The organism is Streptomyces sp. NPDC104226, assembly GCF_055584085.1.
Genome location: NZ_JBVJMS010000002.1, coordinates 625919 through 650343, shown reverse-complemented (window position 1 = coordinate 650343; position 24425 = coordinate 625919). Strand labels below are relative to the sequence as shown.

Sequence of the window (24425 nt, the reverse complement as noted above, 5' to 3'; positions counted from 1 at the left end):
GCGGGACGGATGCGACAGGCAGGACCGGAAGCCCGTGTGGGCCCCGCGGGAGAGGCTCGGCCTGCGGAACTCGCCGTCGAGGCCGTGCGGTACGCGATCGACGGGCAGCCGCTGCTGCACGGGATCGACCTCACGGCCCGCCCCGGCGAGACGGTCGGCGTCGTCGGCCCCAACGGGAGCGGCAAGACGACACTGCTGCGCTGCGTCTACGGCGCCCTGCGCCCGACCGGCGGGCGCGTCCTGCTGGGCGGCGTGGACGCGGCCTCGCTCGGCGCCAAGGACCGGGCCCGGCGGGTGGCGGTGGTGCCCCAGGACGCGGCCGGTACGTTCGGGCTCACCGTGCGGGAGGTGGTCGCCATGGGGCGCAGCCCCCACAAGCGGTTCTGGGAGCAGGACGGACCCGACGACGTGCGTCGCGTCGCGCGGGCCCTGGAGACCGTCGGCGCGGCGGCCCTCGCGGGCCGCCGCTTCGACGGGCTCTCGGGCGGCGAGCGCCAGCGCGCCCTGGTGGCCAGGGCCCTGGTCCAGGACCCGGGCCTGCTCGCCCTGGACGAACCGACCAACCACCTGGACATCCGCTACCAACTGGAGGTCCTCGCTCTGGTCCGCGCCCTGCCGGCCACCGCCCTGCTGGTCCTGCACGACCTCAACCTGGCGGCGATGTACTGCGACCGCCTGTACGTCCTGGCGGGCGGCCGCGTGGTGGCCTCGGGCACCCCGGCACAGGTGCTGACGGAGGGCCTGCTGGCCGAGGTCTACGGAGTCCGCACCCGTATCGGCGTCCACCCGACGACGGGGGCGCCGACCATCGTCTACCTCCCGGAGGAAGGCGGACCTACTCCTTGAAGCCGCCGTACGGGACGGTGATCAGCTCCATGCCGTGGCCCGAGGGGTCCTCGAAGTAGACACCGCGGCCGCCGTCGTTGTGATTGATCTCGCCGGGGCGCTGCCCGTGCGGGTCGGCGAAGTAGGTGATCCGCCCCCGCTTGATCTTCTCGAAGGCGTCGTCGAACTCGGCCTCCGAGACGAGGAAGGCGTAGTGCTGAGGCGTGATGGACCCGGTGGGAATGTTCGCGAAGTCCAGGGTGACGCCGTTCGAGATCTCGACCGGGATGAAGGGGCCCCAGGGGGCTCCGACCTCCAGGTCGAGGAGGTAGGCCAGGAACTCGGCGGACTCCCGGTGGTCACGGGAGTGGACGATCGTGTGGTTGAGCTGAACAGCCATGAGTGGATGCCTCCGAAAGGCATGTCCCGGCACCTCCATGTCTCACCCAGCCGGTGACCGACACGCGATGCCGCGACATGATCCTAAACAGCCCTTACGGGGGGAGTCCAGCGGATTGTGTACGGCCTAGGCCCCGTACACCGCTTTCACGTTGTCCTGTGCCGGGTGCGTCCGTCCCGCCGGCCCGGCGGCGAAGGCGCGGAGCAGGTTCTCCGTGACCCGGGTGGTCAGGGCGCCCGAGCGTGCGTCCAGTCCGTGGTTGGCTCCGCTGCGGCCGTCCCCCTTCGCGTCGAGGGCCTCCACCCAGCGCATCGTCCCCGTCGCGAAGACGGCGGCGCCGCTCGGCGTCGTGTAGTACGCCGTGTCCTGGTGGCTGGGGCGGCCGTCGCAGACCACGGGGGAGTGGGCCAGGATCTCGATCGGGCGCGGGGTCCTGAAACCGGTGTTGACCTTGTCGTACTCCACCCCGACCAGGTGCGGGAAACTGTCGCCGGCCTTCGCGCCGGTGCCCTCGAAGAGCCAGTGGCCCGGGTTGGTCACCACGTAGGGGGCGTCCACCGGGTAACCGTCGTAGATCACGCCGAGCAGCGAGCTCTCCGGGTCGGCGGCCGGCGGGGAACGGAAGTCGACGGTGGCGGGGTGTCCCCGTTTGAAGCCGGGATCCTGCTCGTAGGAGGACTTGTAACAGACCACCGTGCGGTCCGGACCGAGCTCGGAGGCCTCCAGCCGGATCCGGCGGTAGCAGCAGTTCGCGCCCAGGATCGCGACGTTGGTGCCCGCGTCCCGGGCCGCCGTGACGTGCGCCCGCTGCTCGGGCGACCAGTACTCGTCATGGCCGAGGGAGAGCACCGCCGCCGCCCCGTCCAGCAGCCGCTTCTCCCGGGCCAGGTCGGTGGTGGTCGTGTACGCCAGGGGGATGCCGAGCCGTTCGGCGAGTGCGAGCAGCGGAGCCTCGTACACCAGGAAGAGGCCCGCGCCGTCGTCGTACTCGTAGGGCCGGTCGAAGGTCACGGCGAGCGAGCGCGAGGCATAGCCGCCGCTGGGGCCGTCGTAACTGCCGTAGCCGCCCCAGCGGTTGTACGCCTGCCAGGTCGCCACCGCGTTGACCACGACGGTACGTCCGGCCGTGGCGGCGGACCGCACGGTGACGGGGACGAACCGCTGGCCCTCGCCGCCCTGCGCGTCGAGGCGCAGCAGGTAGCAGCCCTCGGGCCAGTCCTTGGTCTCGACGGTGGTGCTACGGGCCCACCGGGTGCGGACCGTACGCGTCGAGGCGTCCACCGTGTGGTCGGGCTGGCGCACCCCGGGCAGGGCCTCGGAGCGCCAGACCAGGCGGGCCCGGGCGCCGCCGTACCAGCCCATGCGGTAGGCGGAGACGGTGAACCGGGGCGCCGTGGTGGAGACGTGCAGGCCGAAGGACTCGCCGGGCAGCACACTGACCCGGTCGGCGAAGCCCTCGATGGCGCGGGCCGGGCCGGCCTTGGCGACCTGCCAGTCGGCGTTCCCCGGGCGGGCGTTCTCGGCCCGGACGTCGAAGCCGTGCGGCCCCTCCTTCTCCTGCGGCGGACCGGACGGCTCCCGGCTCCCGCCGGGCCCCGCCCCGTCCGCCGCCCCGGTGTCCCCGCCCGCGCAGCCGGTCACGGCCCCCAGCCCGGCGGCGGTGGCCGCGGCCCCCGTCGCCAGGGCGAGGAACCGCCGCCTGCCCGCGCCTTCGCCGTCCCCGGATATGTGCTCCTGATCCATGCAGGTCACGCTATGTCACGCCGTGGGCTCTGCTTCACCGCCCCGCTTTGCCGCCGCGCGCGCGGCCGCAGATCACCCCAGCCTCACCTTCACCACCTGGCTCGCTCCCGCCAGGGCGGTGAGGCTGCCGAAGCCGAGCTGGAGCGCGCTCCCGGTGCCCGCCGAGACCACGCTCGCCGGCTGGGACAGCACCTGGGTGACGGGCCGGTTCCACACGAGGGTCAGCCCCGTGAGGGTGCGGGTCGGGTCCGAGACGCAGACCACGGCCGTGCCGTCGCCGAGCTCCCGCACCGTGACCGAACACGGCGCGCTCGCCTGCAGGGCGCCGACGGTCGCGGCCTGCCAGAAGTTCACCCCGGTGAAGCCGAGCGAGCCCACCGCCACCCCCTGGGCGGTCGGGTTGTTGGCGAGGACCGTGAGCCATCCGGTGGTGGCGGACCGCGCCGAGGTCTGGGCAGCCGAGGCTCCCGGCATCAGCTGGTAGACGTAGCTGCCGGCGGCCGGGTTCGTCCCGTGGTCGTACCAGAGGGTCAGGTAGCGGCGGGTGAGGACCGTGGTGGAAGAGCCCCGGTTGATGTCGCTCCACCGGCCGGTGCGGGCCTCCCGCAGCGCCCGGAAGGTGCCCGGCCCCGACATCACGTAGCCGCCGAAACCCGCCACGTGCGCCCAGCCGGGGCCGGGGAAGGAGCCGGTCCAGCCCAGCGTGGCCGGCTGGACCGTACCGCTCACGGTCAGGGCGTGGGCGCCGGTCGCGCCCAGGTTCCGGTTGTCGATGACCGTGTCGACGCCGACGCCGTCCGTGGAGCTGATCCCGGCGCCCAGGCAGACCACCGTGTCGTCGAGGAAGAACCAGGACTTGCGGGCCGTGAGCGTGCTGCCCAGCCCCTTCAGGTGCTGGCCCACCGAGGCGAACTCCCCGTCGGTCGTGCCGCCCACCCAGGTGACGTCCGGCCGGGAGGCACCCCAGTCGCCCCCGGCGCCGTCGGCCAGGGCCTTGCGGGAGACGGTGGTCCCCGGCAGCCGGTAGGGATCGACCGTGGGCCAGAACGCGTCCGAGTACTGGCCGTTCCCGTAGGTGGAGCCCCACCAGGAGAGCATGCCGCTGCCCGTGTGCCAGCCGCGCAGGTTCTCGCCGTTGCCCGTCTCGTAGTGCGTGATCCGCTTCGAGGCCATGGAGAGGGAGGCGGCCCAGGTCGGCCTGCGGTGCGTGGCCCGGTCCATCGAGGGGAACAGCCGGTGCGCCACCGGCTCGGGCACCGCCGTGACCGTGGCGTCCGCCGAGACCTCGGAGAGCCGGGCCAGGGCCGACAGGCTCTGGGTGGCGTCCGACAACGGGGGGCCGTAGTAGTCCCGCGCCGCCCAGCCCTTCACCAGTCCGCGCCAGCGCGTCCGTTCGGCGGAGCTCGCGCCCTCGGCGATGAGCAGGATCGCCGCGAGGACCGAGTGGCCGCGGGTGTGGTCGTCCAGCTGCGCCTGAAGCGGATCGGCCAGTTGGACACCGCGGCTCGGGGCCCGGCCCGATACGGCGTCCATCATCAGTCCGTTGTAGAGGAACGGAGCCCACGCGTGCTCCACCGCGTCGAAGACGATCTGCGCGCCGGGGTCGGTGACCTCCCAGGCCGTCCCCTTCAACAGGCCGAACAGCATGCCCAGTCCGCCGAGCATGACCGAACCGTACGAGCCGGTGTACGCGACGTAGGTGTGCTGGATGAAGGAGCCGTCCCGGTAGAGCCCGTCGCCGGAGGTGACGTACGGGAACACCGGCGTGAGCGCGTCCCGGGCCAGGGCGATCTTCGCGTCGTCGCCGCCGACCACACCGCGCAGCGCCAGCACCCGGCACAGGTCCACCCGGTTCGCCCCGGTGCTGGTCCCCGTGTACGAGCCGACCGAGGAATCCGGTACGAAGTGGTCCACGGCGGCGCAGTAGGCGGTGAGCTGCGCCGCGGAGAGCTGGCCGTACATCAGGACGACGGTGTCGAGCAGCGCCTGGGGAGCGCCGATCTGCCAGCACCACCAGTTGCCGTACCGCGCCTGCCCGGCGTTGTAGACCTGCGCGTGCAGATGGTCCAGCCCGGTCAGCACGGCCGTACGCAGCGCGGCGTCACCGGTGAGCCCCGTCCCCGGTCTGACGTAGGCCTCCGCCATGCTCCGCAGCCGGTAGTAGCTCTGCGCCATCCACTCCGGGTCGGTGGTGAACACCTGGTCGGGCCAGAGCGAACCGGTCGCCGGGGCCATCGAGGAGCGCCACTGGCCGGCCTGCGCGCCCAGCGCGGCCAGCCGCGTGCGGAACGGCTCCGCGGTGGGGGAGGACACGCTCCCGAGGACGAGGCCCTGCCACACCGCGCGCATGGCGGCGTGCACCGAGGTCACCGTCCCGGCGGTGGCGGGGAAGGCGGGGGTGCCGAGCAGCACCACGCCGCCACCGACCGCCGTGAGGAAGGCACGGCGGCTCCACACATCTGTCATCACAGTCTCCTTTGACTGAAACGCTGCTTCGCCCCGGTATCGCTGCCGCGCCTGAAACGCTGCCGCGCCCGAAACGCTGTGGCCCCCGTGTACTTCGGCTCACGCACCCCCCTTCACCTCATGCGACGTGCTCGCGGTAGCGGTCGATCACCTCCCGCAGCACCTCTTCGCCGTCGCGCGCCCACAGCCCGGGATGGAAGATCTCCACCTCTACCGGCCCCTGGTACCCCGCGGAGTCGGTCAGCTCCCGGAATGCCCTCAGGTCGATGGAGCCGTCGCCCAGCTGTCCCCGTCCCAGCAGCACGCCCTCGGGGAGCGGCGTGACCCAGTCGGCGACCTGGACGGACACGATCCGCCCGGCCTCTCCGGCCCGCCTGACCTCGGACGGCAGCCGCTCGTCCCACCACAGGTGGTAGGAGTCGACGACCACCCCCACCCGCGTCGCCGGGAACTCCTCGGCGATGTCCAGGGCCTGACCGAGCGTGGAGACCACGCAGCGGTCCGCCGCGTACATCGGGTGCAGCGGCTCGATCCCCAGACGCACCCCGTGCCCCGCGGCGTACGGGACCAGCTCGCCCAGGATGTCGACGATCCGCCGCCGGGCTCCCGCCAGGTCCCGGTCTCCGTCCGGCAGGCCGCCCGAGACCAGGACCAGCGCGTCGGCGCCCAGTTCGGCGGCTTCCTCCACGGCACGGCGGTTGTCCTCGAGCGCGGCCGCCCGCCCGTCCGGATCCGCGGCGGTGAAGAAGCCGCCCCGGCACAGCGAGCTGACCCGCAGTCCGGCCCCGGCGACCAGCTTCGCGGTCTCCCGCACCCCGAACCGCTGCACGGGATCGCGCCACAGTCCGACCGAGCCGACCCCGGCCGCGCTGCACCCGGCCACCAGCTCGGGGAGGGACCACTGGCGGATCGTCTCCTGGTTCAGGCTGAACCGGGCCGGCGCCCCCGCCGGGCTCACGCGGCCACCCCGTGCAGGGTGAGCAGCTGTCGCATCCGGGCCTCGGCGAGCTCCGGATCCGGGAACAGGCCGAGGTCGTCGGCCAGTTCGTAGGCGGTGGCCAGGTGGGGGAGGGAGCGGGCCGCGTGCAGCCCGCCGACCATCGCGAAGTGCTCCTGGTGTCCCGCGAGCCAGGCCAGGAGCACGACGCCCGTCTTGTAGTAGCGGGTCGGCGGGGCGAACAGGTGCCGGGACAGCGGCACCGTCGGATCCAGCAGCTCCCGGAATCCGGCCGCATCGTCCTGGTCGAGGGCGAGCGCCGCCCGCGCCGCGATCGGCGCGATCGGATCGAAGATCCCCAGGAGGGCGTCGCTGGCCAGCTCGCCGTCCCCGGCGATCAGCTCCGGATAGTGGTAGTCGTCGCCCGTGTAGCAGCGCACGCCCGCGGGCAGCCGCCGCCGGATCTCCACCTCGCGCCCCGCGTCGAGCAGCGAGACCTTGATGCCGTCGATCTTCTCGGGATACTCAGAAATGATCTTCAGGAAGACGTCCGTGGCCGCGTCCAGGTCCGCGTGCCCCCAGTACCCCGCCAGCGCCGGGTCGAACATCGGCCCGAGCCAGTGCAGGACCACGGGCCGGGAACTCTGCCGCAGCAGCCTCCCGTACACCTCAAGGTAGTCCTCCGGGCCGCCCGCCGCCGCGGCCAGCGCCCGGGAGGCCATCAGCACGGCCGTCGCCCCGCACTCCTCGACCAGCGCCAGCTGCTCCTCGTACGCCGCGGTGACGGCGGCCAGGTCGTGCGCGGTGTCCGGAGCCAACTGGTCCGTACCCGCCCCGCAGACGATCCGGCCGCCCACCGACCGGGCCTCGGCGGTCGAACGGCGGATCAGCTCGGCCGCGGCCGGCCAGTCCAGGCCCATCCCGCGCTGCGCCGTGTCCATGGCCTCGGCGACCCCGAGGCCCTGCGCCCACAGCGTGTGCCGGAAGGCCAGCGTGGACTCCCAGTCGATCACCGGTCCGGATTCGGCCGAGGCGGAGAGGGGGTCGGCCACCACGTGCGCGGCCGAGTAGAAGGTGCGGCTGCGGGCCGGGCCGCAGCTGAACGGCGCCAGCGGGGCGGTCACCGGCGCGTGGAGGCGCAGCCCGCCGTCCGCGGAGGGGAGCCGGATGCTCACAGCGCCACCTCCGGGACCGCGAGCCGTCGGCCCTCCGCGGAGGAACGCAGCCCGAGATCGGCCAGCTGCACCCCGCGGGCGCCGGCCAGCAGGTCCCACTGCCAGGGCTCGTCCCGTACGACGTGGCGCAGGAACAGCTCCCACTGGGCCTTGAAGCCGTTGTCGGCGGGGGTGTTGTCCGGGACCTCCTGCCACTGGTCGCGGAAGTTCTCGGTCAGGGGCAGGTCCGGATTCCACACCGGCTTCGGAGTCGCCGCCCGGTGCTGGATCCGGCAGCCGCGCAGCCCGGCGACCGCCGACCCGTGCGTCCCGTCCACCTGGAACTCCACGAGCTCGTCGCGGTTGACCCGTACCGCCCAGGAGGAGTTGATCTGCGCGACGGCGCCCCCCTCCAGCTCGAAGATCCCGTACGCCGCGTCGTCCGCGGTGGCCTCGTACGGCTTGCCCTCCTCGTCCCAGCGGCGGCCGATGTGGGTGCGCGTCAGCGCCTGCACCGTACGGACCCGGCCGAACAGCTCGTGCAGCAGGTACTCCCAGTGCGGGAACATGTCGGCGACGATGCCGCCGCCGTCCTGGGAGCGGTAGTTCCAGGAAGGGCGCTGGGCGGACTGCCAGTCGCCTTCGAAGACCCAGTATCCGAACTCCCCGCGCACGGACAGGATCTCGCCGAAGAAGCCGCCGTCGATGAGCCGCTTGAGCTTCAGCAGGCCCGGCAGGAACAGCTTGTCCTGCACCACCCCGTGCTTGACGCCGGCCGCGTCGGCCAGTCGCGCGATCTCCAGCGAGGACTCGAAGGTGAGGGCGGTCGGCTTCTCGCAGTAGACGTGCTTGCCGGCCGCCACGGCCTGCCGCACGGCCGCCTCGCGGGCGCCGGTGACCTGGGCGTCGAAGTAGATCTCCACCTCGGGGTCGGCCAGCACCGCGGCCAGGTCGGTGCTCACGTGTTCCAGGCCGTGCCGCTCCGCGATGGCCCGCAGGGCCTCCTCGCGTCGGCCGACCAGCACCGGCTCAGGCCACAGCACCGTGCCGTCGCCGAGGTCGAGCCCACCCTGCTCGCGCAGTGCGAGCAGGGAGCGGACCAGGTGCTGGCGATACCCCATCCGCCCGGTGACGCCGTTCATGGCGATCTTGATCGTCCTGCGCTGCACGGTGTCCCCCTCCTTCGTCTTGTTGCGGTGTTCCTTGTGCGGGGCTTCCGAGCTTCCGAACTTCCCGGGAAGCGACGCAGAAAGCATAGAAAGCGCTTTCTCCGCCTTCAGGCTAGAGCCGCGTGACGTCGCGGTGCAAGACTCTTACGGGTGATAGAAAGCGCTTTCTCCATCGGCGACTATGGAGATCCACACACCGGGTGAGACGATGACCCGGGACGGAACGGAAGGAGGGGACGATGGCGGTCACACTCGCCGAAGTGGCGGCGCACGCGGGCGTATCGCCCGCCACGGTCTCGCGCGTACTCAACGGCGGGTATCCGGTGGCGGGCGGCACCAGGACCCGGGTGGAGCAGGCGATCGAGGATCTCGGCTACATCGCCAACGGCCCCGCGCGGGCCCTCGCCGCCGCCACCTCCGACCTGGTCGGCGTCCTCGTCCACGACGTCGCGGACAGCTTCTTCGGGATCCTCGCCGGATCCCTGCAGAGCGCCCTGGCCCCCGGCGGGCAGGGCGGCGCGCGCCGGCTCGCCGTCGTCTGCAACACCGAGGGCGCCCCGGCCGCCGAGCTCGACTACCTCGCCCTCCTCGAAGGACAGCGGGCCGGCGGGGTCGTCCTGACCGGCGGCGCCGTGGAGGATCCCGAGCACACCCGGGCGCTCGCCGCCCGGCTCGCCCGCATCGCGGCCACCGGCGCCCCGGTGGTGCTCTGCGGGCGGCCCCCGCTGCCCCTGCCCGACGGACTCCCCGTCGCCACCGTCATGTTCGACGACCGGGGCGGCGCCTTCCGGCTCACCGAGCACCTGCTGACGCTCGGCCACCGGCACATCGCCTACGTGGCCGGCCCGCCCGGGCTGAGCACCACCCGGGAGCGCCTCGCCGGACACCGGGACGCCCTGCGCGACCACGACCCCGAACTGCCAGCGCACTGCGCCGGCCTCACCGTGCACGCGGGGTTCGAGCGGTCCGCCGGATACGACGCCACCCGCGAACTGCTCCGCCGCGGCGCGCCCTTCACCGCGGTGGCCGCCGCCAACGACACCGTCGCCACCGGTGTCGCCGCGGCCCTGCGCGAGGCCGGCCTGCGGATACCCGAGGACGTCTCCGTGGCCGGCTTCGACGACCTGCCCGTCTGCGTGGACACCGCACCGGCCCTCACCACCGTCCGGGTCCCGCTGCGCGAGGCGGGGGTGCTCGCGGCCCAGCTCGTCACGGGCCGCAGGGCGCTGCCCCCCGGCGGCATCACCACGCTGCCCGCCGAGCTGACGGTGCGCGCCTCCACCGCACCACCGCCCGCCACTGCACCCACCGCCGTCAGGCTCCCCGCCACCGAAGGGGGCCGTCCGTGAGGTACGCCTTCTCCACCCTCGGCCTGCCCGGCACCCCGCTGGCGCGCAGCGCCGAACTTGCTGCCACGCACGGCTACCAGGGCCTGGAACTGCGGGCGCACGCGGAGGAGCCCCTGCATCCCGCCAGCTCCGCCGGCGACCGCGCGGCCGGCCTGCGCACCCTGACCTCCGCCGGCGTCACCGTCCTCGGAGTCGCGGGCTACGTCCGGGTGGCCGCGCCCGGCTCCGACGAGCCCGTCCTTGCCGAGATCGAGGCCCTGGTCCGGCTCGCCGCCGACCTCGAAGCCCCCCACGTACGGGTCTTCCCCGGCGGCGGCGACCCACCCCGGGCCGACGCCGACGACCATGCGGTCCGCAGGCTCCGGGCCGCCGCGCCCTTCGCCGAGCGGCACGGGGTCCGGATCCTGCTGGAGACCCACGACTCGCACCGCACCGCGACCGCCACGGCCCGGGTCCTCGACCGCGTCGCGCATCCGGGCGCGGGCGCGCTGTGGGACGTACTGCACACCTGGCTCGGGGGCGAGTCGCCGGCCGAGTCGAGCCGGGCCCTCGCCCGCCACCTCGGGTACGTCCAGGTCAAGGACGTGGCGTCCGCCCAGGAGCTGACCCCGCTCGGGCTCGGCGAGGGGGCGCTGCCGCTCACCGAGGCGGTGGCCCTCGTACCGCCGGGGGGCTGGCTCTGCTGGGAGTACGAGAAGCGCTGGCACCCCGACGCCGGCGCACTGCCGGAGCGGCTCGGGCCGGGCCGCGAGTACCTGGAGCGACTGGTCCGCGCGGCAGCTCGGCCGCTCTGATCCCCAGGCCGGGGCCGGCTCAGGCGGAGCGGCCGAGCCGGGTCCGGTCGACGGCGTGGCGGAAGGCGATGCCCCGGGCGTAGCGCCCCACTTCCTCGACCGCCGACAAGGCCAGCCGGTCCAGTTCCCCGCCCAGGGAACCGGCCACGTGCGGGGTGAGCAGCACGTTCGGCAGGTCGTACAGCGGGGAGTCGGCGGGCAGCACCTCCGGCTCGGTGTGGTCGAGGACGGCGTGCAGCCGCCCCGAGACCAGTTCGCCGGTCAGCGCCGCGGTGTCGACGAGCGAGCCGCGGGCGGTGTTCACGAGGGTGGCCCCGTCCCGCATCAGGGCCAGCCGGTCCGCGTCCAGCAGCCGCCGGGTCTGCGGCAGCTCGGGAGCGTGCAGGCTCACCACGTCGCTCCGGGAGAGCAGTTCGTCCAGGGGGACGGCCTCGGCGCCCAGGACGGCGAGCTCGGCCGGATCGGCGTACGGATCGTGCACGAGCACCCGCAGGTCGAAGGGGCGCAGCAGCTCCAGCACGCGGCGGCCCACGAGGGAGGCGCCGACCAGGCCGACCGTACGGCGGTAGTTGCCGGCGGCGGGGTAGCGGCGCAGCGGGTCGACATCGCCGCGGGCGGTCCGGTAGGCGTGTGCGGAGTCCAACACCCGCTTGTTGGAGAGCAGGATGGCGGCGAGCGTGTACTCCGCGACCGGCAGGGCGTTCGCGGCGGCCGAGCTGGACACGAGCAGTCCCCGCTCCCAGCAGGCTTCGGTGACATGGTGTTTGACACTGCCGGCGGCGTGCACGACCGCCCGGAGCCGCGGCATCAGCTCCAGCGCCCGGGCGTCCAGCGGCGGGCAGCCCCACCCGGTGAACAGGATCTCGGCCACGGCCAGCCGTTCCCGCAGGGCGGCCTCGGAGCGGGCCGGGCCGAAGTCGGTGACGAGCAGCCCCGGGACCACATCGGCCACCCGGGCCAGCTCCGGAAGGACCGTGTCACCGAGGACGGCGTCCCGGGTCCCGGCGCTCATGGCGAGCACGGTCACGGGCCGACGGCCCACGGGCGGAAGGGAGACGGTGGAGTCGGAGGCGGGGTGGGTCATGTGACGGCTCCTGCGGTGAGATCCGAGGTCCCGATGGTCACGAACCCCGCTCGCGGGGGCGGGACCGACACGGGGCGGGGGCGATCCAGTCCTCGCGGAAGTGTGTCGTAGTTCACGCCCGCCGCGTCGCCCCACGGTCCGATAGCCTGGAAGAGGGGCAAAATCCACCAATAGAGGAGGAAAACCGTGAATCCCCATGTCCAGGACCTGTCTGATCAGTTGGTCGCCAAGTGGACCTCGCCCAAAGGCGTGGAGCTCATGGCCGCCGGGGCCGGCCTCGTGGGCGGGCTGCTGACCCGGGGTCCGCTCTCCCCGGCTGTGGCGGGCGAACTGCTGGGCTGGCCGGCCGGTGAGGTCCTCGACCGCTTCCGCGCCATGGACTTCGACCTGGAGGTCGACGAGGGCGGGGACATCATCGGCGCCGGGGTCTCGCTCAACCCGGAACGGCCCTACGCCATGGACCTCCAAGGGCAGCGCGTCACGGGCTGGTGCGTCATGGACGTCCTGATGTTCCCGGTGGTCTTCAAGGAGCAGGCCAGCCGGGTCACCGGCCGCTGCGTCACGACCGGAACCCCGATCTCCCTCACCGTCACCCCCGACGGAGTCAGCGGGCTCACTCCCGCGACCGCGGCGCTCACCCTGGCTCCGGCCACGGGCGCCGACATCCGCGAAGTCTTTTGCGATCGTGTGAACTTCTACGCCACCACCGAACTGGCCGAGGCGGCCGCGGCGGCCGACCCCGGCCTGGGGGTCTGTTCCGTGGACGAGGGCTGGGCCATCGGAAAGCGCCTCGCCGGGCTCTTCTGAGGGCGCCCGCCCCGCACGTCCCGGCAGAAGTCCGCGCGGCCCCGTCCCCTCCTTCGGGGGTCCGGGGGACCCGGAGGGCGCCCTACACTTCCGTCCTGTCGATCATGTGCCTGACGAGTGCGGAGGAACGAGAACCATGCGCCATGTCCCCCTGGGTAGTTCAGGTCTTCAGGTCTCGGTGATCGGGCTCGGCTGCAACAACTTCGGCGGGCGCCTCGACGCCCGGGCCACCCGCACCGTCGTCGACGCCGCCCTCGACGCGGGCATCACCCTCCTCGACACCGCCGACATCTACGGGGGCGCCGGCGGCTCCGAAACCCACCTCGGCGAGGCCCTCAAGGGCCGCCGGGACCAGGTCGTCCTGGCCACCAAGTTCGGCTTCGACGGCGTGGACATGGGCTACGGACCCGCCGCCGGTTCCCGAGGCGGCCGCGCCTACATCCGGCGCGCCGTCGAAGCGTCCCTGACCCGCCTGCAGACCGACCACATCGACCTCTACCAACTCCACAGCCCGGACCCGGCCGTTCCCGTGGCCGAAACCCTCGCCGCGCTCACCGAACTCGTCACCGAAGGCAAGATCCGCTACATCGGCCACTCCAACCTCAGCGGCTGGCAGCTCGCCGAAGCCGCACACGTGGCCCGCGAGACCGGCGCGGCACCCTTCGTATCGGCCCAGAACGAATGGTCACTGCTCCAGCGGTCGGCGGAGGCGAGCTCGTCCCGGCCGCCCTCCACTACGGAGTCGGCGTCCTGCCGTACTTCCCGCTGGCCAACGGGCTGCTGACCGGAAAGATCCGCCGCGGCGCTCCCGTCCCCGCGGGCTCCCGCCTCGAAGGCCGCGACGCCTACCTCACCGACGAGCGCCTCGACACCGTGGAAGCGCTCGCGGCGCTGGCCGACAAGCACGGGCGCACCGTCCTGGAACTCGCCATCGGCTGGCTCTCCGCCCAGCCCGGCTGTGCCTCCGTCATCGCGGGTGCCACGTCGGCCGAGCAGGTACGGGCCAACGCGGCCGTCGCGGACCGGCCGCTCGACGCCGAACTCCTGGCGGAGGTCGACGCCGTCGCGGGAGCTGCCGCGGGCTGACGACGACCGCCCGCGGGGCGGGGCCGTCGGGGTCGGCCCCCGACGGCCCCCCGACGTCCCCGCCGGCCCCCGACGGTCGGACCTCAGGACACGATGTCCTTGCGCGAGAACCCGCGGAACGCGAGCGCGAACAGCACCACCGCGTACGACACCGACACCACCGTCCCCTTGATCATCCCGCCCCATTCGAGCTGCGGCTGCAAGGCGTCGGCCCAGGCGAACTGCCAGTGCGCCGGCAGGAACTCCCGCCAGGAGCCCAGCGCGGTCACCGCGTCCAGCACGTTGCCGACGATCGTCAGACCGACGGCCCCGCCCACCGCGCCCAGCGGCGCGTCCGTCCGCGTCGACAGCCAGAACGCCAGCCCGGCCGTGACCAGCTGCGACACGAAGACGAACGCCACGGCGATCGCGAGCCGCCCGATCGTGTCCCCGGCCGGCAGCGAGCCGCCCGCGGGGAGCTCCAGCGGCCCCCATCCGTAGGCCGCCGTACCCGCGGCGAGCGCCACCAGCGGCAGCAGCACCATCGCGGCCAGGCTGAACCCCAGGGCCACCACCAGCTTGCTCCACAGCAGCCGGGCCCTGGGCACGGGCGAGGCCAGCAGGTACCGCAGCGAGGACCAGCTGGCCTCGGAGGCCACCGTGTCCCCGCAGAACAGCGCCACCGGCACCACCAGCAGGAACCCGGCCGACACGAACAGGCAGGTGGCCGCGAAGTTCGCGCCCGAAGCCGTCGCCGTGTCGATGAGGGTGATCCGGCCGTCGTCGCCGCCCCGGCTGCCGGGTCCGCCGCCGACCGCGAAGGCGATCATCAGGATGAAGGGCAGGGCGGCCAGGATGCCGCCCATCACCAGCGTCCGCCGCCGGCGCCACTGCCGCAGCGCCTCCACGCGCAGCGGCAGCGTCCGGTTCGCCCGGTAGCCGTGGGCGACCTCGCGGCCGATGCCGTCCGGCGTCACGTCGCCGTTCGCGGGCGATTCCGCGTTCCCGGGGTTCCGGGTGTTCCCGTCCGAGTTCCCGTGCGCGTCCACATCCGTCACGGTGTTCATGCCGCACCTCCGATCAGGGTGAGGAACGCGTCTTCCAGCCGCCGGTGCGGCCCCACTCCCGACACCGGCACCTCCAGCCGTACGAGTTCGGCGATCAGCTCGGCGGCGCTCGCGCCGTCCAGCCGTACGAGCAGACCGTCCTCGGCGCTCGCCACGGACTCCACTCCCTCCAGCGCGGCGATCTTCCCGACGACCGCCTCGTCCACCGGCCCGGCCAGCGACACCAGCAGGACGTCCCCGCCACCGGTGATCTCGGCGACCTCGCCCGTCTGGACGAGCCGCCCGCGGTCCATGACCACCAGGTGCGTGCAGGACTGCTCGACCTCCGACAGCAGGTGGCTGGAGACGATGACCGTCCGCCCGCCGGCCGCGTACCGGATCATCACGTCGCGCATCTCGCGGATCTGCGGCGGGTCCAGACCGTTGGTCGGCTCGTCGAGGATCAGCAGGTCCGGCATGCCGAGCATGGCCTGCGCGATCGCGAGGCGCTGGCGCATGCCCTGCGAGTACGTGCGCACCGCCCGCTCCAGAGCGTCGCCGAGCCCAGCGATCTCCAGGGCCTCCTCCATGTGGGAGTCCGCGGCGGGGCGGCCCGTCGCCTGCCAGTACAGCTCCAGGTTGGCGCGCCCCGTCAGGTGCGGCAGGAAGCCGGCGCCCTCCACGAAGGCCCCGACCCGCGAGAGCACGGGCGCGCCGGCCCGGACCTGGTGCCCGAAGACCCGGATCTCCCCGGCATCCGGAGTGATCAGGCCCATCAGCATCCGCAGGGTCGTGGTCTTGCCCGCGCCGTTGGGCCCGAGCAGGCCGAGCACCTGGCCCTTCTCGACACGGAAGGACAGGTCCCGTACGGCGTAGCGGTCCTGCGCCTTGGCATAGCGCTTGGTCAGCCCCGTGATCTCCAGTGGTACGTCGGCCAGCGCCGGGTCGGGCTGCGCTACGCCCGCCCGCGTCCCGCCCGGCCCCCGGCCGGTCCTCCGGATCCCCACCAGCCCCGCGGCCAGCAGCGCGGCCCCGAGCGGCATCCACCAGGTCCAGGCGGGCAGCCCCGAGGACGCCGTGCGCACGCCGCCCGCGACGGGCACGGCCAGGGGGCCCTGCGCCGAGACGGTGTACGTCGCCGGCGCGGCCGGGGAGGCGTAGCCGAGATCGGTGGCGGCGACCACGAGCCGCAGCCGGTGCCCGGCCTCGACCGCGTGGTCGATCGCGGGCAGCCGCAGCTCGACGGTCCTGTCCTGCTGCGCGCCCTCCACCCGCACCGGGGCCACCAGCTGACTCGGCAGCACCTGCTGGCGGCCGTCCGGGCTGACGTCGTACACCTTGCCGAACAGCACGGCCGAACCGTCCGCGGCCGTAGACCTCACCTTCAGGGTGACGGTCGGGGTCCCGGTGATCCGCGTCTCGGCGGTCAGCGGCTCCGACTCGAACCGGGCGTTCTGCCCGGGGAAGTCCAGCGAGAGGCCGCCTCCGAGAGCGGCGAGCTGCCCGCCGATGCCCGGCAGCGCGGACAGCGCCAGCGGGGCCCCGCCCGCCGGGTTGGCGAAGGTCTGCTCCCGGCCGGTCAGGGCGAACTCGCGCGGCCCCGACAGCAGCCCGGGATAGGTGGAGCCGCTCGCTCCGCGCAGCGTGACCCGGCCGTCCGTGGAGTCGATGCCGCCGGAGCGCGAGACGCGGAAGGCGGGGCCGGTGTCCACGGCCGTGTCGTCCTTGAGGTACCGGTCGAACCAGGTCTTCACCCGGTCCTCGACCCGGTCCGCCTCGCGCATGCCCCCGTCGTGGCCGCCGGCCGCCCAGTCGACGGAGACGGGCGCACCGTTGGCGGCGATAGCCCGGGCCATGGCGTCGGCCTGGTCCAGCGGGAAGAGGGAGTCGTCCTGGCCCTGCGTGATCAGGGTCGGCACCTTGATCGCGCCGCCGACCGCAGAGGGACTGCGCTGCTCCAGCAGCGCGCGGGCCTCGGGGTCGGGCTTGCCGGCCACCGCGACCCGTTCGTACATGGCGCACAGCTCCGGCTGGAAGCGCCCGCAGCCGGGCGCGGCCGGGGCCGCCTGCGGGGTCGCGCCCGGACCGGAGGCTGCCGGGCCGGAGGCGCCCGGCTGCAGCCCGCCCGCGGAACCGGTGGTGAAGAAGAGGCCCGCCCACAGCTTCTTGAAGACGTCGCCGGGGAAGAGGGAGTCCGCGAGGTTCCAGTAGGTGATCGAGGGGGCGATCGCGTCCACGCGCGGGTCGGTGCCGGCGGCGAGCAGCGAGACCGCCCCGCCGTAGGAACCGCCCGCGATGCCGACGCGCGGATCTCCCGCCGCGTCGAGCCGCACGCCGGGCCGGGCAGCGATCCAGTCGATCAGCCGGGAGACGTCCTTGACCTCGTACGCGGGGTCGTTCAGCCCGATCTTCCCGCCGGAGCGGCCGAATCCGCGGGCCGACCAGGTCAGCACCGCGTAGCCGTCGCGCGCGAGGCGCTCGGCCTGCGGGCGCATGTCCTCCTTGCTGCCGCCGAAACCGTGGGCGAGGAGCACGGCGGGGCGGTTGCCCCCGCCGGACTCCCCGGCCGTGAAGTACGAGATGTCGATCCCGGCGCCGGGCATGTCGAGGACCTTGTCCTCGCGGCGCACGGACGGGTCGTCGCCGGCAGCGGCGGCGGCCGTGAGGGTGCCCGCCCCCGCGACGACGGCGAGCGCGGCCGCGCCCGCGAGCAGGCGGCTTCGGCGGCGCCGTGGCAGTCGGAGCTTCATAGGGGAACCCTAAGCGCAGGGGCGGCGGGGGCCGCGATCCCGCAGGCTGAACCGGCGACGTCCTCAGGGAGTACGCGGGCCGCCGCGTGTACCGCGGCTGCGGTATGCGGGGGCGCGGTCCGCGCCGCGGACGCCGCCCTGCGGGGCCGTCCCCGCCCCACCCTTCCACCGTTCCCCGGGCTGCGCCCGGACCCCCCCCGGGGCTGTGCCCGGACCCCCCGGGGTTGCGCCCGGACCCCCCCCCGGGCTGCGCCCGCCCCCCCGGAGCTGTGCCCCCCCGGGCTGCGCCCGCCCCCCCGGGCTGCGCCCGCCCCCCCGGGCTGCGCCCGCCCCCCGGGCTGCGCCCGCCCCCCGGGCTGCGCCCGCCCCCCGGGCTGCGCCCGGACCCCCCGGGGCTACGCCCGGCCCCCTTGCCCCCTGGGGCTGCGCCCGGTCCCTCCGGGCTGTGCCCGGACCCCCCGGGCTGCGCCCCGGCCCCCCTCCCGGGCTGCCCCCCGGCCCCTCCCGGGCTGCGCCCCGGCCCCCTCCTGGGCCTGCGGACCGGGCACCGTGCCGCGGACGTCGGCGAGGTCGGAATTCGCCGGGGTCAGGCTGTAGGTGCGGGCGGCGCGTCGCGGCGGGAGGATGGCCGCATGCTGCTCGCCGAGGTCGCGCGCGTGTCCCGGGAGGTCGGTGAGACCTCCGCCCGGTCGGGGAAGACCGCCCTGCTCGCGGAGCTGTTCGCCGCCGCGCCCGCCGAGGAGGCCGCGCTGGTGGTCTCGTACCTCGCGGGACGGCTCCCGCAGGGGCGCCCGGGGATCGGCTGGCGGGCGCTGGCCCGGGAGACGCCGCCGGCCGCGGAACCGACCCTGACGGTGACGGCCGTCGACGAGGCCGTCACCCGGTTCGCCGCCGTCGCCGGGACCGGGGCCCAGGCCGAACGCCGCCGGATCCTGGACGCGCTGCTCGGCGCCGCCACCGAGGCCGAGCAGCGGTTCCTGCGCAGCCTCCTCGGCGGGGAGGTGCGCCAAGGCGCGCTCGACGCCGTGGCCCTGGACGGGGTCGCCGCCGCGGCCGGGGTGCCCGCCGCCGCCCTGCGCCGGGCCGCGATGCTCGACGGCTCCCTGCCCCGGGTGGCGGCGGCCGTGCTCGCCGAGGGGGCGGCGGCCCTGCGCGAGGTCACCCTGCGGGTGGGGCAGCCCGTCCAGCCGATGCTGGCGAACACCGCCAAGTCGGTGTCCGGGGCACTGGCCGCGCTCGGGCCGTGCGCGGTGGAGGAGAAGCTCGACGGGATCCGGGTGCAGGTCCACCGCGAGGGGGACGAGGTCCGGGTGTACACGCGCTCCCTCGACGAGATCACCGGCCGGCTGCCGGAGGTGGCCGAGCTGGCCCGTTCCTTCGCGGGGGACCGGTTCATCCTCGACGGGGAGGTCATCGGACGTTCCCCCGCGGACGGGCGCCCCGTGCCGTTCCAGGAGGTGGCGAGCCGGGTCGGCTCCCGCACCGACGTCGAGGCCGCCCGGCGGACCCTTCCGGTCGTCCCCTACTTCTTCGACGTGCTGGTGGCGGGGGACCGCGTACTCCTCGATCTGCCGGTGCGCGAACGGTACGCGGAGCTCACCGCCCTGGTACCGGAGGAGTTCCGGGTCGGCCGGCTCGTGGTCGAGGACCCGGCGGCGCAGGCGGCCGAGGCGGAGGAGTTCTGGACGCGGACCCTGAGCCGGGGGCACGAGGGCGTGATGTTCAAGGCCCTCGACTCCGTCTACGCGGCCGGCCGGCGCGGCAAGCACTGGCTCAAGGTGAAACCGGTCCACACCCTCGACCTGGTCGTGCTCGCCGTCGAACGGGGCCACGGCCGCCGCACCGGGCTCCTGTCCAATCTGCACCTGGGTGCCCGGACCGCCGACGGGGGCCATGCGATGCTGGGCAAGACCTTCAAGGGACTGACCGACGAGATGCTGCGCTGGCAGACCGAACGGCTCGGCGAGCTCGCGGTCGAGGACGACGGCCACACGGTCCGGGTGCGCCCCGAACTGGTGGTGGAGATCGCCTACGACGGCCTGCAGCGCTCCCCGCGCTACCCGGCCGGTGTCGCCCTGCGCTTCGCGCGCGTCCTGCGCCACCGACCCGACAAGCGGGCACAGGACGCGGACACGGTGGAGACGGTGCTCGGCGCGGACCAGTAACCGCGACAGGGTCATTTGCCTCAGAGGCAAGGTGGATTGCCAGGGAGGTAAGTATCTGGCTCAATCGGGGCATGACAACCGGTCCTGCCCCCGGCCCCGACGAAGCGGCCGACCCGTCCCCCGGCGCCACCGGCACCGAAGCCGAGCTGCCCACCGTGGCCCCGCAGCTGCGCGATCTGCGCCGCCGGGCCGGGCTCACCCTGGAGGCCGCCGCCGCCCGGGCCCGGCTCTCGCCGGCGCACCTGTCGCGGCTGGAGACCGGCCGCCGCCAGCCCTCGCTGCCGCTGCTGCTCGGGCTCGCCCGTACCTACGGCACGACGGTCTCGGAGCTGCTCGGGGAGACCCCGGCCGTAGCCGATCCCATCGTACGGGCCGGCGGCCCGGGCGCCCGCGAGGCGGACGGCTGGACCTACTGGCAGGCCGGCGGCTCCGGCCGCGGGATGCAGGCGCTGCGCGTGCACGTCCCCTACGGCCGCAGCCAGGGCGAGCTGGTCCGCGTACATCCGGGGGAGGAGTGGCTGTACGTGCTGCAGGGGCGGCTGCGGCTGCACCTGGGGGAGACCGAGTACCTGCTGGAGCCCGGGGACAGCGCCCACTTCGACTCGCTCACCGCGCACCGGATCGGCGCGGCCGGGGCCGCCGGGGCGGAGCTGCTGTTCGTCCACACCCTGCTGCAGAGCAGCCTCGCCGGCCTGTGTCTCGGCGGCGGCACCGGCACGACCACACACCACCGATAGCCGAGGAGCCGTACGCCATGCCCGACACGCAGGACACACAGGCACAGGACACACAGGCGCAGGACACGAACGCGCAGGACGCACAGGCGCAGAACGCGACCGTGCAGAACGCGACCGCGCAGGACGCGAAGCAAGCACAGCAGTCGAAGTTCCCGCGCGGTCTCATCATCCGGCTCATCGCCTATTTGTTCGTGGGCCACCTGTTCGCGTTCTTCATCTACCTGCTGTTCGTGCTGGGTGCGCAAAACCAGTGACAGCGGGCCGGAATTTCCGTACACGGCTCTAGGAACCTACAGGTCCTGAAGCTACCCTCCGCGCATGATTTCCACGGTTGTCTGGGGTACCGGCAACGTCGGCCGTTTGGCCATCCGTGCCGTAGAGGCCCATCCGGCGCTGAAGTTGGCCGCCGTCATCGTCCACAATCCAGAGAAGGTCGGCCGCGACGCCGGTGAACTCGGCGAACTCGACTACGAGACGGGCGTCGCGGCCACCGACGACATCGAGGCGGTCCTCGCGGCCCGTCCGCAGGCCGTCGTCTACGCGGCGTCCGGCGACATCCGCCCCGACGACGCGCTCGCCGACATCACCCGGGCGATCCGCTCCGGTGCCGTCGTCGTGAGCCCCGCCCTCTATCCGCTCTACGACTACCGCAGCGCCCCACCGGAGTTCCTCGATCCGGTGACCGCCGCGGTCGCGGAGGGCGGCGGTTCGCTCTTCGCCTCCGGCGTCGACCCCGGTTGGGGCAACGACGTGCTCCCGCTGCTGCTCAGCGGGCTCGGCACGCGGATCGACGTGATCCGCTGCCAGGAGATCTTCGACTACTCCACCTACGACCAGCCGGACTCCGTCCGCTACCTCATCGGCATGGGCCAGCCCATGGACTTCGAGCCGATGATGCTCATGCCGTCCATCCCGACCATGGTGTGGGGCGGGCAGATACGGATGATGGCCCGGGCGCTGGGTGTCGAACTCGACGACATCCGCGAGACCGTGGAGCGGCGCGCCCTCGACACCACCGTCACCACGCGGACGATGGGGGAGTTCGAGGGGGGCACCCAGGGCGCCATCCGCTTCGAGGTCCAGGGGATCGTCGAGGGCGAACCCCGCATCGTCATCGAGCACGTCACCCGCATCCACGCCTCCTGCGCCCCCGACTGGCCTACCCCGCCCGACGGCGGCGACGGCGCCCACCGGGTGATCATCGAGGGCCGCCCGCACATCGAGGTCACCATCGAGGCCACCGACGAGGGCGAGAACCGCTCCGCCGGAGGCAACGCCACCGCCGTCGGGCGCCTCGTCGGAGCCATCGACTGGCTGGTGGAGGCGGAACCGGGCCTCTACGACGCCCTGGACGTCCCCCTGCGCCCCGCCGTCGGCAAACTCGGAAGGAAACTGTCATGAGGATCGACATCCCCGAAGGCCAGCACCCCATCGAGTACGTGTGGGGCGATCTGGTGCCCGGCATCGGGATGGCCGCCGCCAACTTCTCCCTGTCGGTGTACGCGCACACCACCCTGGGGCTGCGGGAGTTCGAGGCGGCACGGCTGCGCGTCGCGCAGATCAACGGCTGCATCTTCTGCCTGGACTGGCGCACCGACCGGGACGGGGAGAAGGTCGAGGACGAGTTCCCCGAGGCCGTCACCGAGTGGCGGACCACGGACCGGTTCGACGAGCGCACCCGGCTCGCGGCGGAGTACGCGGAGCGGTACTGCCTGGACCACCACGGCCTGGACGAGGAGTTCTGGGAGCGGATGACGGCCCGCTACAGCCAGGTGGAGATCGTGGAGCTGACGATGAGCATCGGCTCCTGGCTGGCCTTCGGCCGGCTCAACCACGTGCTCGGCCTCGACAGCGTCTGCGTGCTGCCGGGCCACTGAGCGAGGGCCCACCGCACGCGGAGCGCGTGCGGTGGGCACACGGGTCGGCACACGGGTCGGCACACGGGTCCGGGGCCGTCGGAGAATCCGACGGCCCCGGTCTTCGTGCTGTCCGCCGCCCTTACAGGTCGGTGGCGATGATCTTCTCGATGTTGCGCTCGGCGAGCGCCGTGATGGTGACGAACGGGTTGACGCTGGTGTTGCCGGGGATCAGCGCGCCGTCGATGACGTAGAGGCCGGTGTAGCCGTGCAGACGGCCGTAGTTGTCGGTGGCCTTGTCCAGGACCGCACCGCCGAGGGGGTGGTAGGTGAGGTGGTCGCCCCAGATCTTGTTGGTGCCGAAGAGGTCGGTCCGGTAGATCGTCCCCTCCTTCTTGTTGATCTTGTCGAAGATGGTCTTCGCCATGTCGATGGACGGCTGCTTCCACGAGGTCTGCCAGTTCAGCTCGACCCCGCCCGTCGACGCGTTGTACGTGAACTGCGCGCGGTTCGGGTTCTTCGTGATCGACAGGTAGAACGAGGCGTAGGTCTCGATGCCGGTCGGCAGCGGGGCCACCTCGGCGAAGGCGCCGCCCGCGTCCCAGTTGTCGATGCCGCCGCAGGGGATGGACGCCTGCACCTTGCCGGTCGGGTCCCACATGTGGTTGGCCCGGCCGCACATGACGTTGCCGTTGTCGCCCCAGCCCTTGCCGATCTCGTCGTTCAGGTTGGGGAGGGCGCCGGTGGCCTTGAGGCGGACCAGCAGCTTGCTCGTGCCGACGCTGCCGGCCGCGAAGAACACCTTGTCCGCGACGACGGTCTTGGTGCCCACGGTGTCGCCGGTGGTGTTGATCTGGTCGATGACGACCGTGTACCCGCCGCCGGAGGCGGGGGAGACCGAAGTCACCTTGTGCAGCGGCGAGATGGTGACCTTGCCCGTGGCCTTCGCCTGGGCGATGTAGGTCTTCTGGAGGGACTTCTTGCCCGCGTTGTTGCCGTAGAGGATCTCCCCGTCCACGGCGGACTTGGGGACGGTCCCGGCCGCCTCCTGCTTCATGTAGTCCCAGTCGTACACGTCCGGGACGAAGACGAAGGGGAACCCGGCGCGCTGGGCGTGCTTGCGGCCGACGCGGGCGAACTGGTAGCAGTCGACCGTGTCGAACCAGGCCGGGTCGATCAGGCCGACTCCGAGTCCCGCGTTGGCCCGCGGGTAGTAGGTGTCGTACATCTCGTCGGCGTTCACCGTCGGCAGCACGGAGCCGAAGTTGGAGCGCTTCGGGGTGACCGCCATGCCGCCGTTGACCAGCGAGCCGCCGCCGACACCACGGCCCTGGTAGACGATGATCCCGCCCATCTCCTCGGCGTCCAGGATGCCGGTGTAGCGCGGGACGGCCGAGTCGATGGGGAAGCCGAGGAAGTTGCTCAGCGGCGCCTTGGTCTTGGTCCGGAGCCAGTAGGCGCGGTAGTCGGGCTTGGTCGTGTTACAGAAGATCTTGCCGTCCGAGCCCGGGGTGTCCCAGGCCATGCCCATTTCGATCATGTGGACGTCGACGCCGGCCTGGGCGAGCCGCAGGGCGGCGACGGAGCCGCCGTACCCGGTACCGATCACGAGGGCCGGTACGTGCGCTCCGTTGTCGATCGGGCCGGCGGCGGCCGCGCCGGCAGGGGCGGCCTGGGCCTGAGACGGGGCGATCTGACCCGCAAGGGCCATTGCACCCAGGATGGAACCGGTTCTACCGAGAAATCCTCGACGGGAGACACCGTTCTGGTTGGTTTTGTGCAGGCCTTTGTCGCTCATGTGAGCTTCCTCACTCTAGGCGGAATGAGAACGAGTTCTACTGCCGAGCGCTTGCGAAGTCACTAGATACGTCAAGGCTTATTTCGGCGGTGGCGGTCGCCGGTGGTGTCGGTCGCAGGCCTGCGGGAGGGCGTTCGAAGGTCCCACCGGACGCTGGGAACGACCACGCGCTGTGTCGGAAGGGGTACCCCGCAGTGACCGGAGGGGCTCGGTGGAGGTGCTTGCGGAGCGGCTCTTTCCGCCCGAATGCGCCACGTCAGAAGTCGAACGCGCGACGGGA

At 73.2% G+C, this 24425-nt stretch carries 21 protein-coding genes; 11 read left to right on the top strand and 10 right to left on the bottom strand.

The features are described from left to right. Positions 1 to 9 precede the first annotated feature (9 nt). The gene (locus ACZ60J_RS08240; RefSeq protein WP_469679726.1) at positions 10 to 846 is read left to right on the top strand and encodes an ABC transporter ATP-binding protein; all 837 of its coding nucleotides are present in this window, start codon (positions 10 to 12) and stop codon (positions 844 to 846) included. Here the strand turns inward: ACZ60J_RS08240 and ACZ60J_RS08235 are convergent. From ACZ60J_RS08235 to ACZ60J_RS08210, 6 genes are all read right to left on the bottom strand, one after another. Beyond that, the gene (locus tag ACZ60J_RS08235; RefSeq protein WP_469679725.1) at positions 836 to 1225 is read right to left on the bottom strand and encodes a VOC family protein; all 390 of its coding nucleotides are present in this window, start codon (positions 1223 to 1225) and stop codon (positions 836 to 838) included. The two genes, ACZ60J_RS08240 and ACZ60J_RS08235, sit on opposite strands and share 11 nt — an antisense overlap. A gap of 126 nt (positions 1226 to 1351) precedes the next feature. After that, the gene (locus ACZ60J_RS08230) at positions 1352 to 2968 is read right to left on the bottom strand and encodes a N,N-dimethylformamidase beta subunit family domain-containing protein (RefSeq protein ID WP_469679723.1); all 1617 of its coding nucleotides are present in this window, start codon (positions 2966 to 2968) and stop codon (positions 1352 to 1354) included. A 72-nt stretch (positions 2969 to 3040) separates the two neighbouring features. Then, positions 3041 to 5434, bottom strand: coding sequence for a polysaccharide lyase 8 family protein (locus ACZ60J_RS08225; protein WP_469679722.1), 2394 nt, complete (start codon positions 5432 to 5434; stop codon positions 3041 to 3043). Positions 5435 to 5552: 118 nt separating this feature from the next. After that, positions 5553 to 6392, bottom strand: coding sequence for a sugar phosphate isomerase/epimerase family protein (locus ACZ60J_RS08220; RefSeq protein WP_469679721.1), 840 nt, complete (start codon positions 6390 to 6392; stop codon positions 5553 to 5555). Then, a complete protein-coding gene (locus ACZ60J_RS08215; protein WP_469679719.1) occupies positions 6389 to 7546 on the bottom strand; it encodes a dihydrodipicolinate synthase family protein in 1158 nt (385 codons plus the stop codon). Before ACZ60J_RS08215 ends, ACZ60J_RS08220 begins: the two co-directional genes overlap by 4 nt. Beyond that, positions 7543 to 8667: a Gfo/Idh/MocA family protein gene (locus ACZ60J_RS08210; RefSeq protein ID WP_469680266.1), complete on the bottom strand. Its 1125-nt coding sequence runs from the start codon at positions 8665 to 8667 to the stop codon at positions 7543 to 7545. Before ACZ60J_RS08210 ends, ACZ60J_RS08215 begins: the two co-directional genes overlap by 4 nt. 266 nt (positions 8668 to 8933) lie before the next feature. Here ACZ60J_RS08210 and ACZ60J_RS08205 point away from each other — a divergent pair, with 266 nt between their 5' ends. After that, positions 8934 to 10043, top strand: coding sequence for a LacI family DNA-binding transcriptional regulator (locus tag ACZ60J_RS08205; RefSeq protein WP_469679717.1), 1110 nt, complete (start codon positions 8934 to 8936; stop codon positions 10041 to 10043). Continuing rightward, a complete protein-coding gene (locus tag ACZ60J_RS08200) occupies positions 10040 to 10837 on the top strand; it encodes a sugar phosphate isomerase/epimerase family protein (RefSeq protein WP_469679715.1) in 798 nt (265 codons plus the stop codon). Before ACZ60J_RS08205 ends, ACZ60J_RS08200 begins: the two co-directional genes overlap by 4 nt. Before the next feature lie 19 nt (positions 10838 to 10856). On the opposite strand, the gene ACZ60J_RS08195 is transcribed toward ACZ60J_RS08200, so the two are convergent. Next, a complete protein-coding gene (locus ACZ60J_RS08195) occupies positions 10857 to 11921 on the bottom strand; it encodes a hydroxyacid dehydrogenase (protein ID WP_469679714.1) in 1065 nt (354 codons plus the stop codon). Between the two features lie 186 nt (positions 11922 to 12107). Between ACZ60J_RS08195 and merB the strand changes: the two genes are divergently transcribed. From merB to ACZ60J_RS08180, 3 genes are all read left to right on the top strand, one after another. Next, positions 12108 to 12728 carry an organomercurial lyase gene (merB, locus tag ACZ60J_RS08190; RefSeq protein ID WP_469679713.1) on the top strand — a complete coding sequence of 207 codons (621 nt, stop codon included), beginning with the start codon at positions 12108 to 12110 and terminating at the stop codon, positions 12726 to 12728. A 136-nt stretch (positions 12729 to 12864) separates the two neighbouring features. Next, positions 12865 to 13512 carry an aldo/keto reductase gene (locus ACZ60J_RS08185; protein ID WP_469679711.1) on the top strand — a complete coding sequence of 216 codons (648 nt, stop codon included), beginning with the start codon at positions 12865 to 12867 and terminating at the stop codon, positions 13510 to 13512. Continuing rightward, positions 13410 to 13814, top strand: a complete 405-nt coding sequence (locus ACZ60J_RS08180; RefSeq protein ID WP_469679709.1) for an aldo/keto reductase — start codon at positions 13410 to 13412, stop codon at positions 13812 to 13814. The genes ACZ60J_RS08185 and ACZ60J_RS08180 overlap by 103 nt, the downstream gene beginning before the upstream one ends. Positions 13815 to 13897: 83 nt before the next feature. Here ACZ60J_RS08180 and ACZ60J_RS08175 read toward each other — a convergent pair whose 3' ends face one another. Then, positions 13898 to 14860, bottom strand: a complete 963-nt coding sequence (locus ACZ60J_RS08175; protein ID WP_469679707.1) for an ABC transporter permease — start codon at positions 14858 to 14860, stop codon at positions 13898 to 13900. Then, a complete protein-coding gene (locus ACZ60J_RS08170; RefSeq protein ID WP_469679706.1) occupies positions 14857 to 17589 on the bottom strand; it encodes an alpha/beta fold hydrolase in 2733 nt (910 codons plus the stop codon). Before ACZ60J_RS08170 ends, ACZ60J_RS08175 begins: the two co-directional genes overlap by 4 nt. 632 nt (positions 17590 to 18221) lie before the next feature. Here ACZ60J_RS08170 and ACZ60J_RS08165 point away from each other — a divergent pair. The 5 genes from ACZ60J_RS08165 (at position 18222) to ACZ60J_RS08145 (ending at position 22368) form a co-directional block, all read left to right on the top strand. After that, positions 18222 to 19754: an ATP-dependent DNA ligase gene (locus tag ACZ60J_RS08165; protein WP_469679704.1), complete on the top strand. Its 1533-nt coding sequence runs from the start codon at positions 18222 to 18224 to the stop codon at positions 19752 to 19754. Positions 19755 to 19825: 71 nt separating this feature from the next. Beyond that, positions 19826 to 20491 carry a helix-turn-helix domain-containing protein gene (locus tag ACZ60J_RS08160; protein ID WP_469679702.1) on the top strand — a complete coding sequence of 222 codons (666 nt, stop codon included), beginning with the start codon at positions 19826 to 19828 and terminating at the stop codon, positions 20489 to 20491. Between the two features lie 101 nt (positions 20492 to 20592). Continuing rightward, entirely contained in the window at positions 20593 to 20745 is a 153-nt protein-coding gene (locus ACZ60J_RS08155; protein WP_469680264.1) for a DUF6126 family protein, read from the top strand. Positions 20746 to 20809: 64 nt separating this feature from the next. Further along, positions 20810 to 21892 (top strand): NAD(P)H-dependent amine dehydrogenase family protein, encoded by a 1083-nt coding sequence (locus tag ACZ60J_RS08150; RefSeq protein ID WP_469679700.1) that lies wholly within the window; start codon positions 20810 to 20812, stop codon positions 21890 to 21892. Next, on the top strand, positions 21889 to 22368 hold the full coding sequence (locus ACZ60J_RS08145) for a carboxymuconolactone decarboxylase family protein (protein WP_250738006.1): 480 nt from the start codon (positions 21889 to 21891) through the stop codon (positions 22366 to 22368). The genes ACZ60J_RS08150 and ACZ60J_RS08145 overlap by 4 nt, the downstream gene beginning before the upstream one ends. A gap of 121 nt (positions 22369 to 22489) precedes the next feature. Here ACZ60J_RS08145 and ACZ60J_RS08140 read toward each other — a convergent pair whose 3' ends face one another. Then, positions 22490 to 24145: a GMC oxidoreductase gene (locus ACZ60J_RS08140; protein WP_469679698.1), complete on the bottom strand. Its 1656-nt coding sequence runs from the start codon at positions 24143 to 24145 to the stop codon at positions 22490 to 22492. Positions 24146 to 24425: the final 280 nt, after the last annotated feature.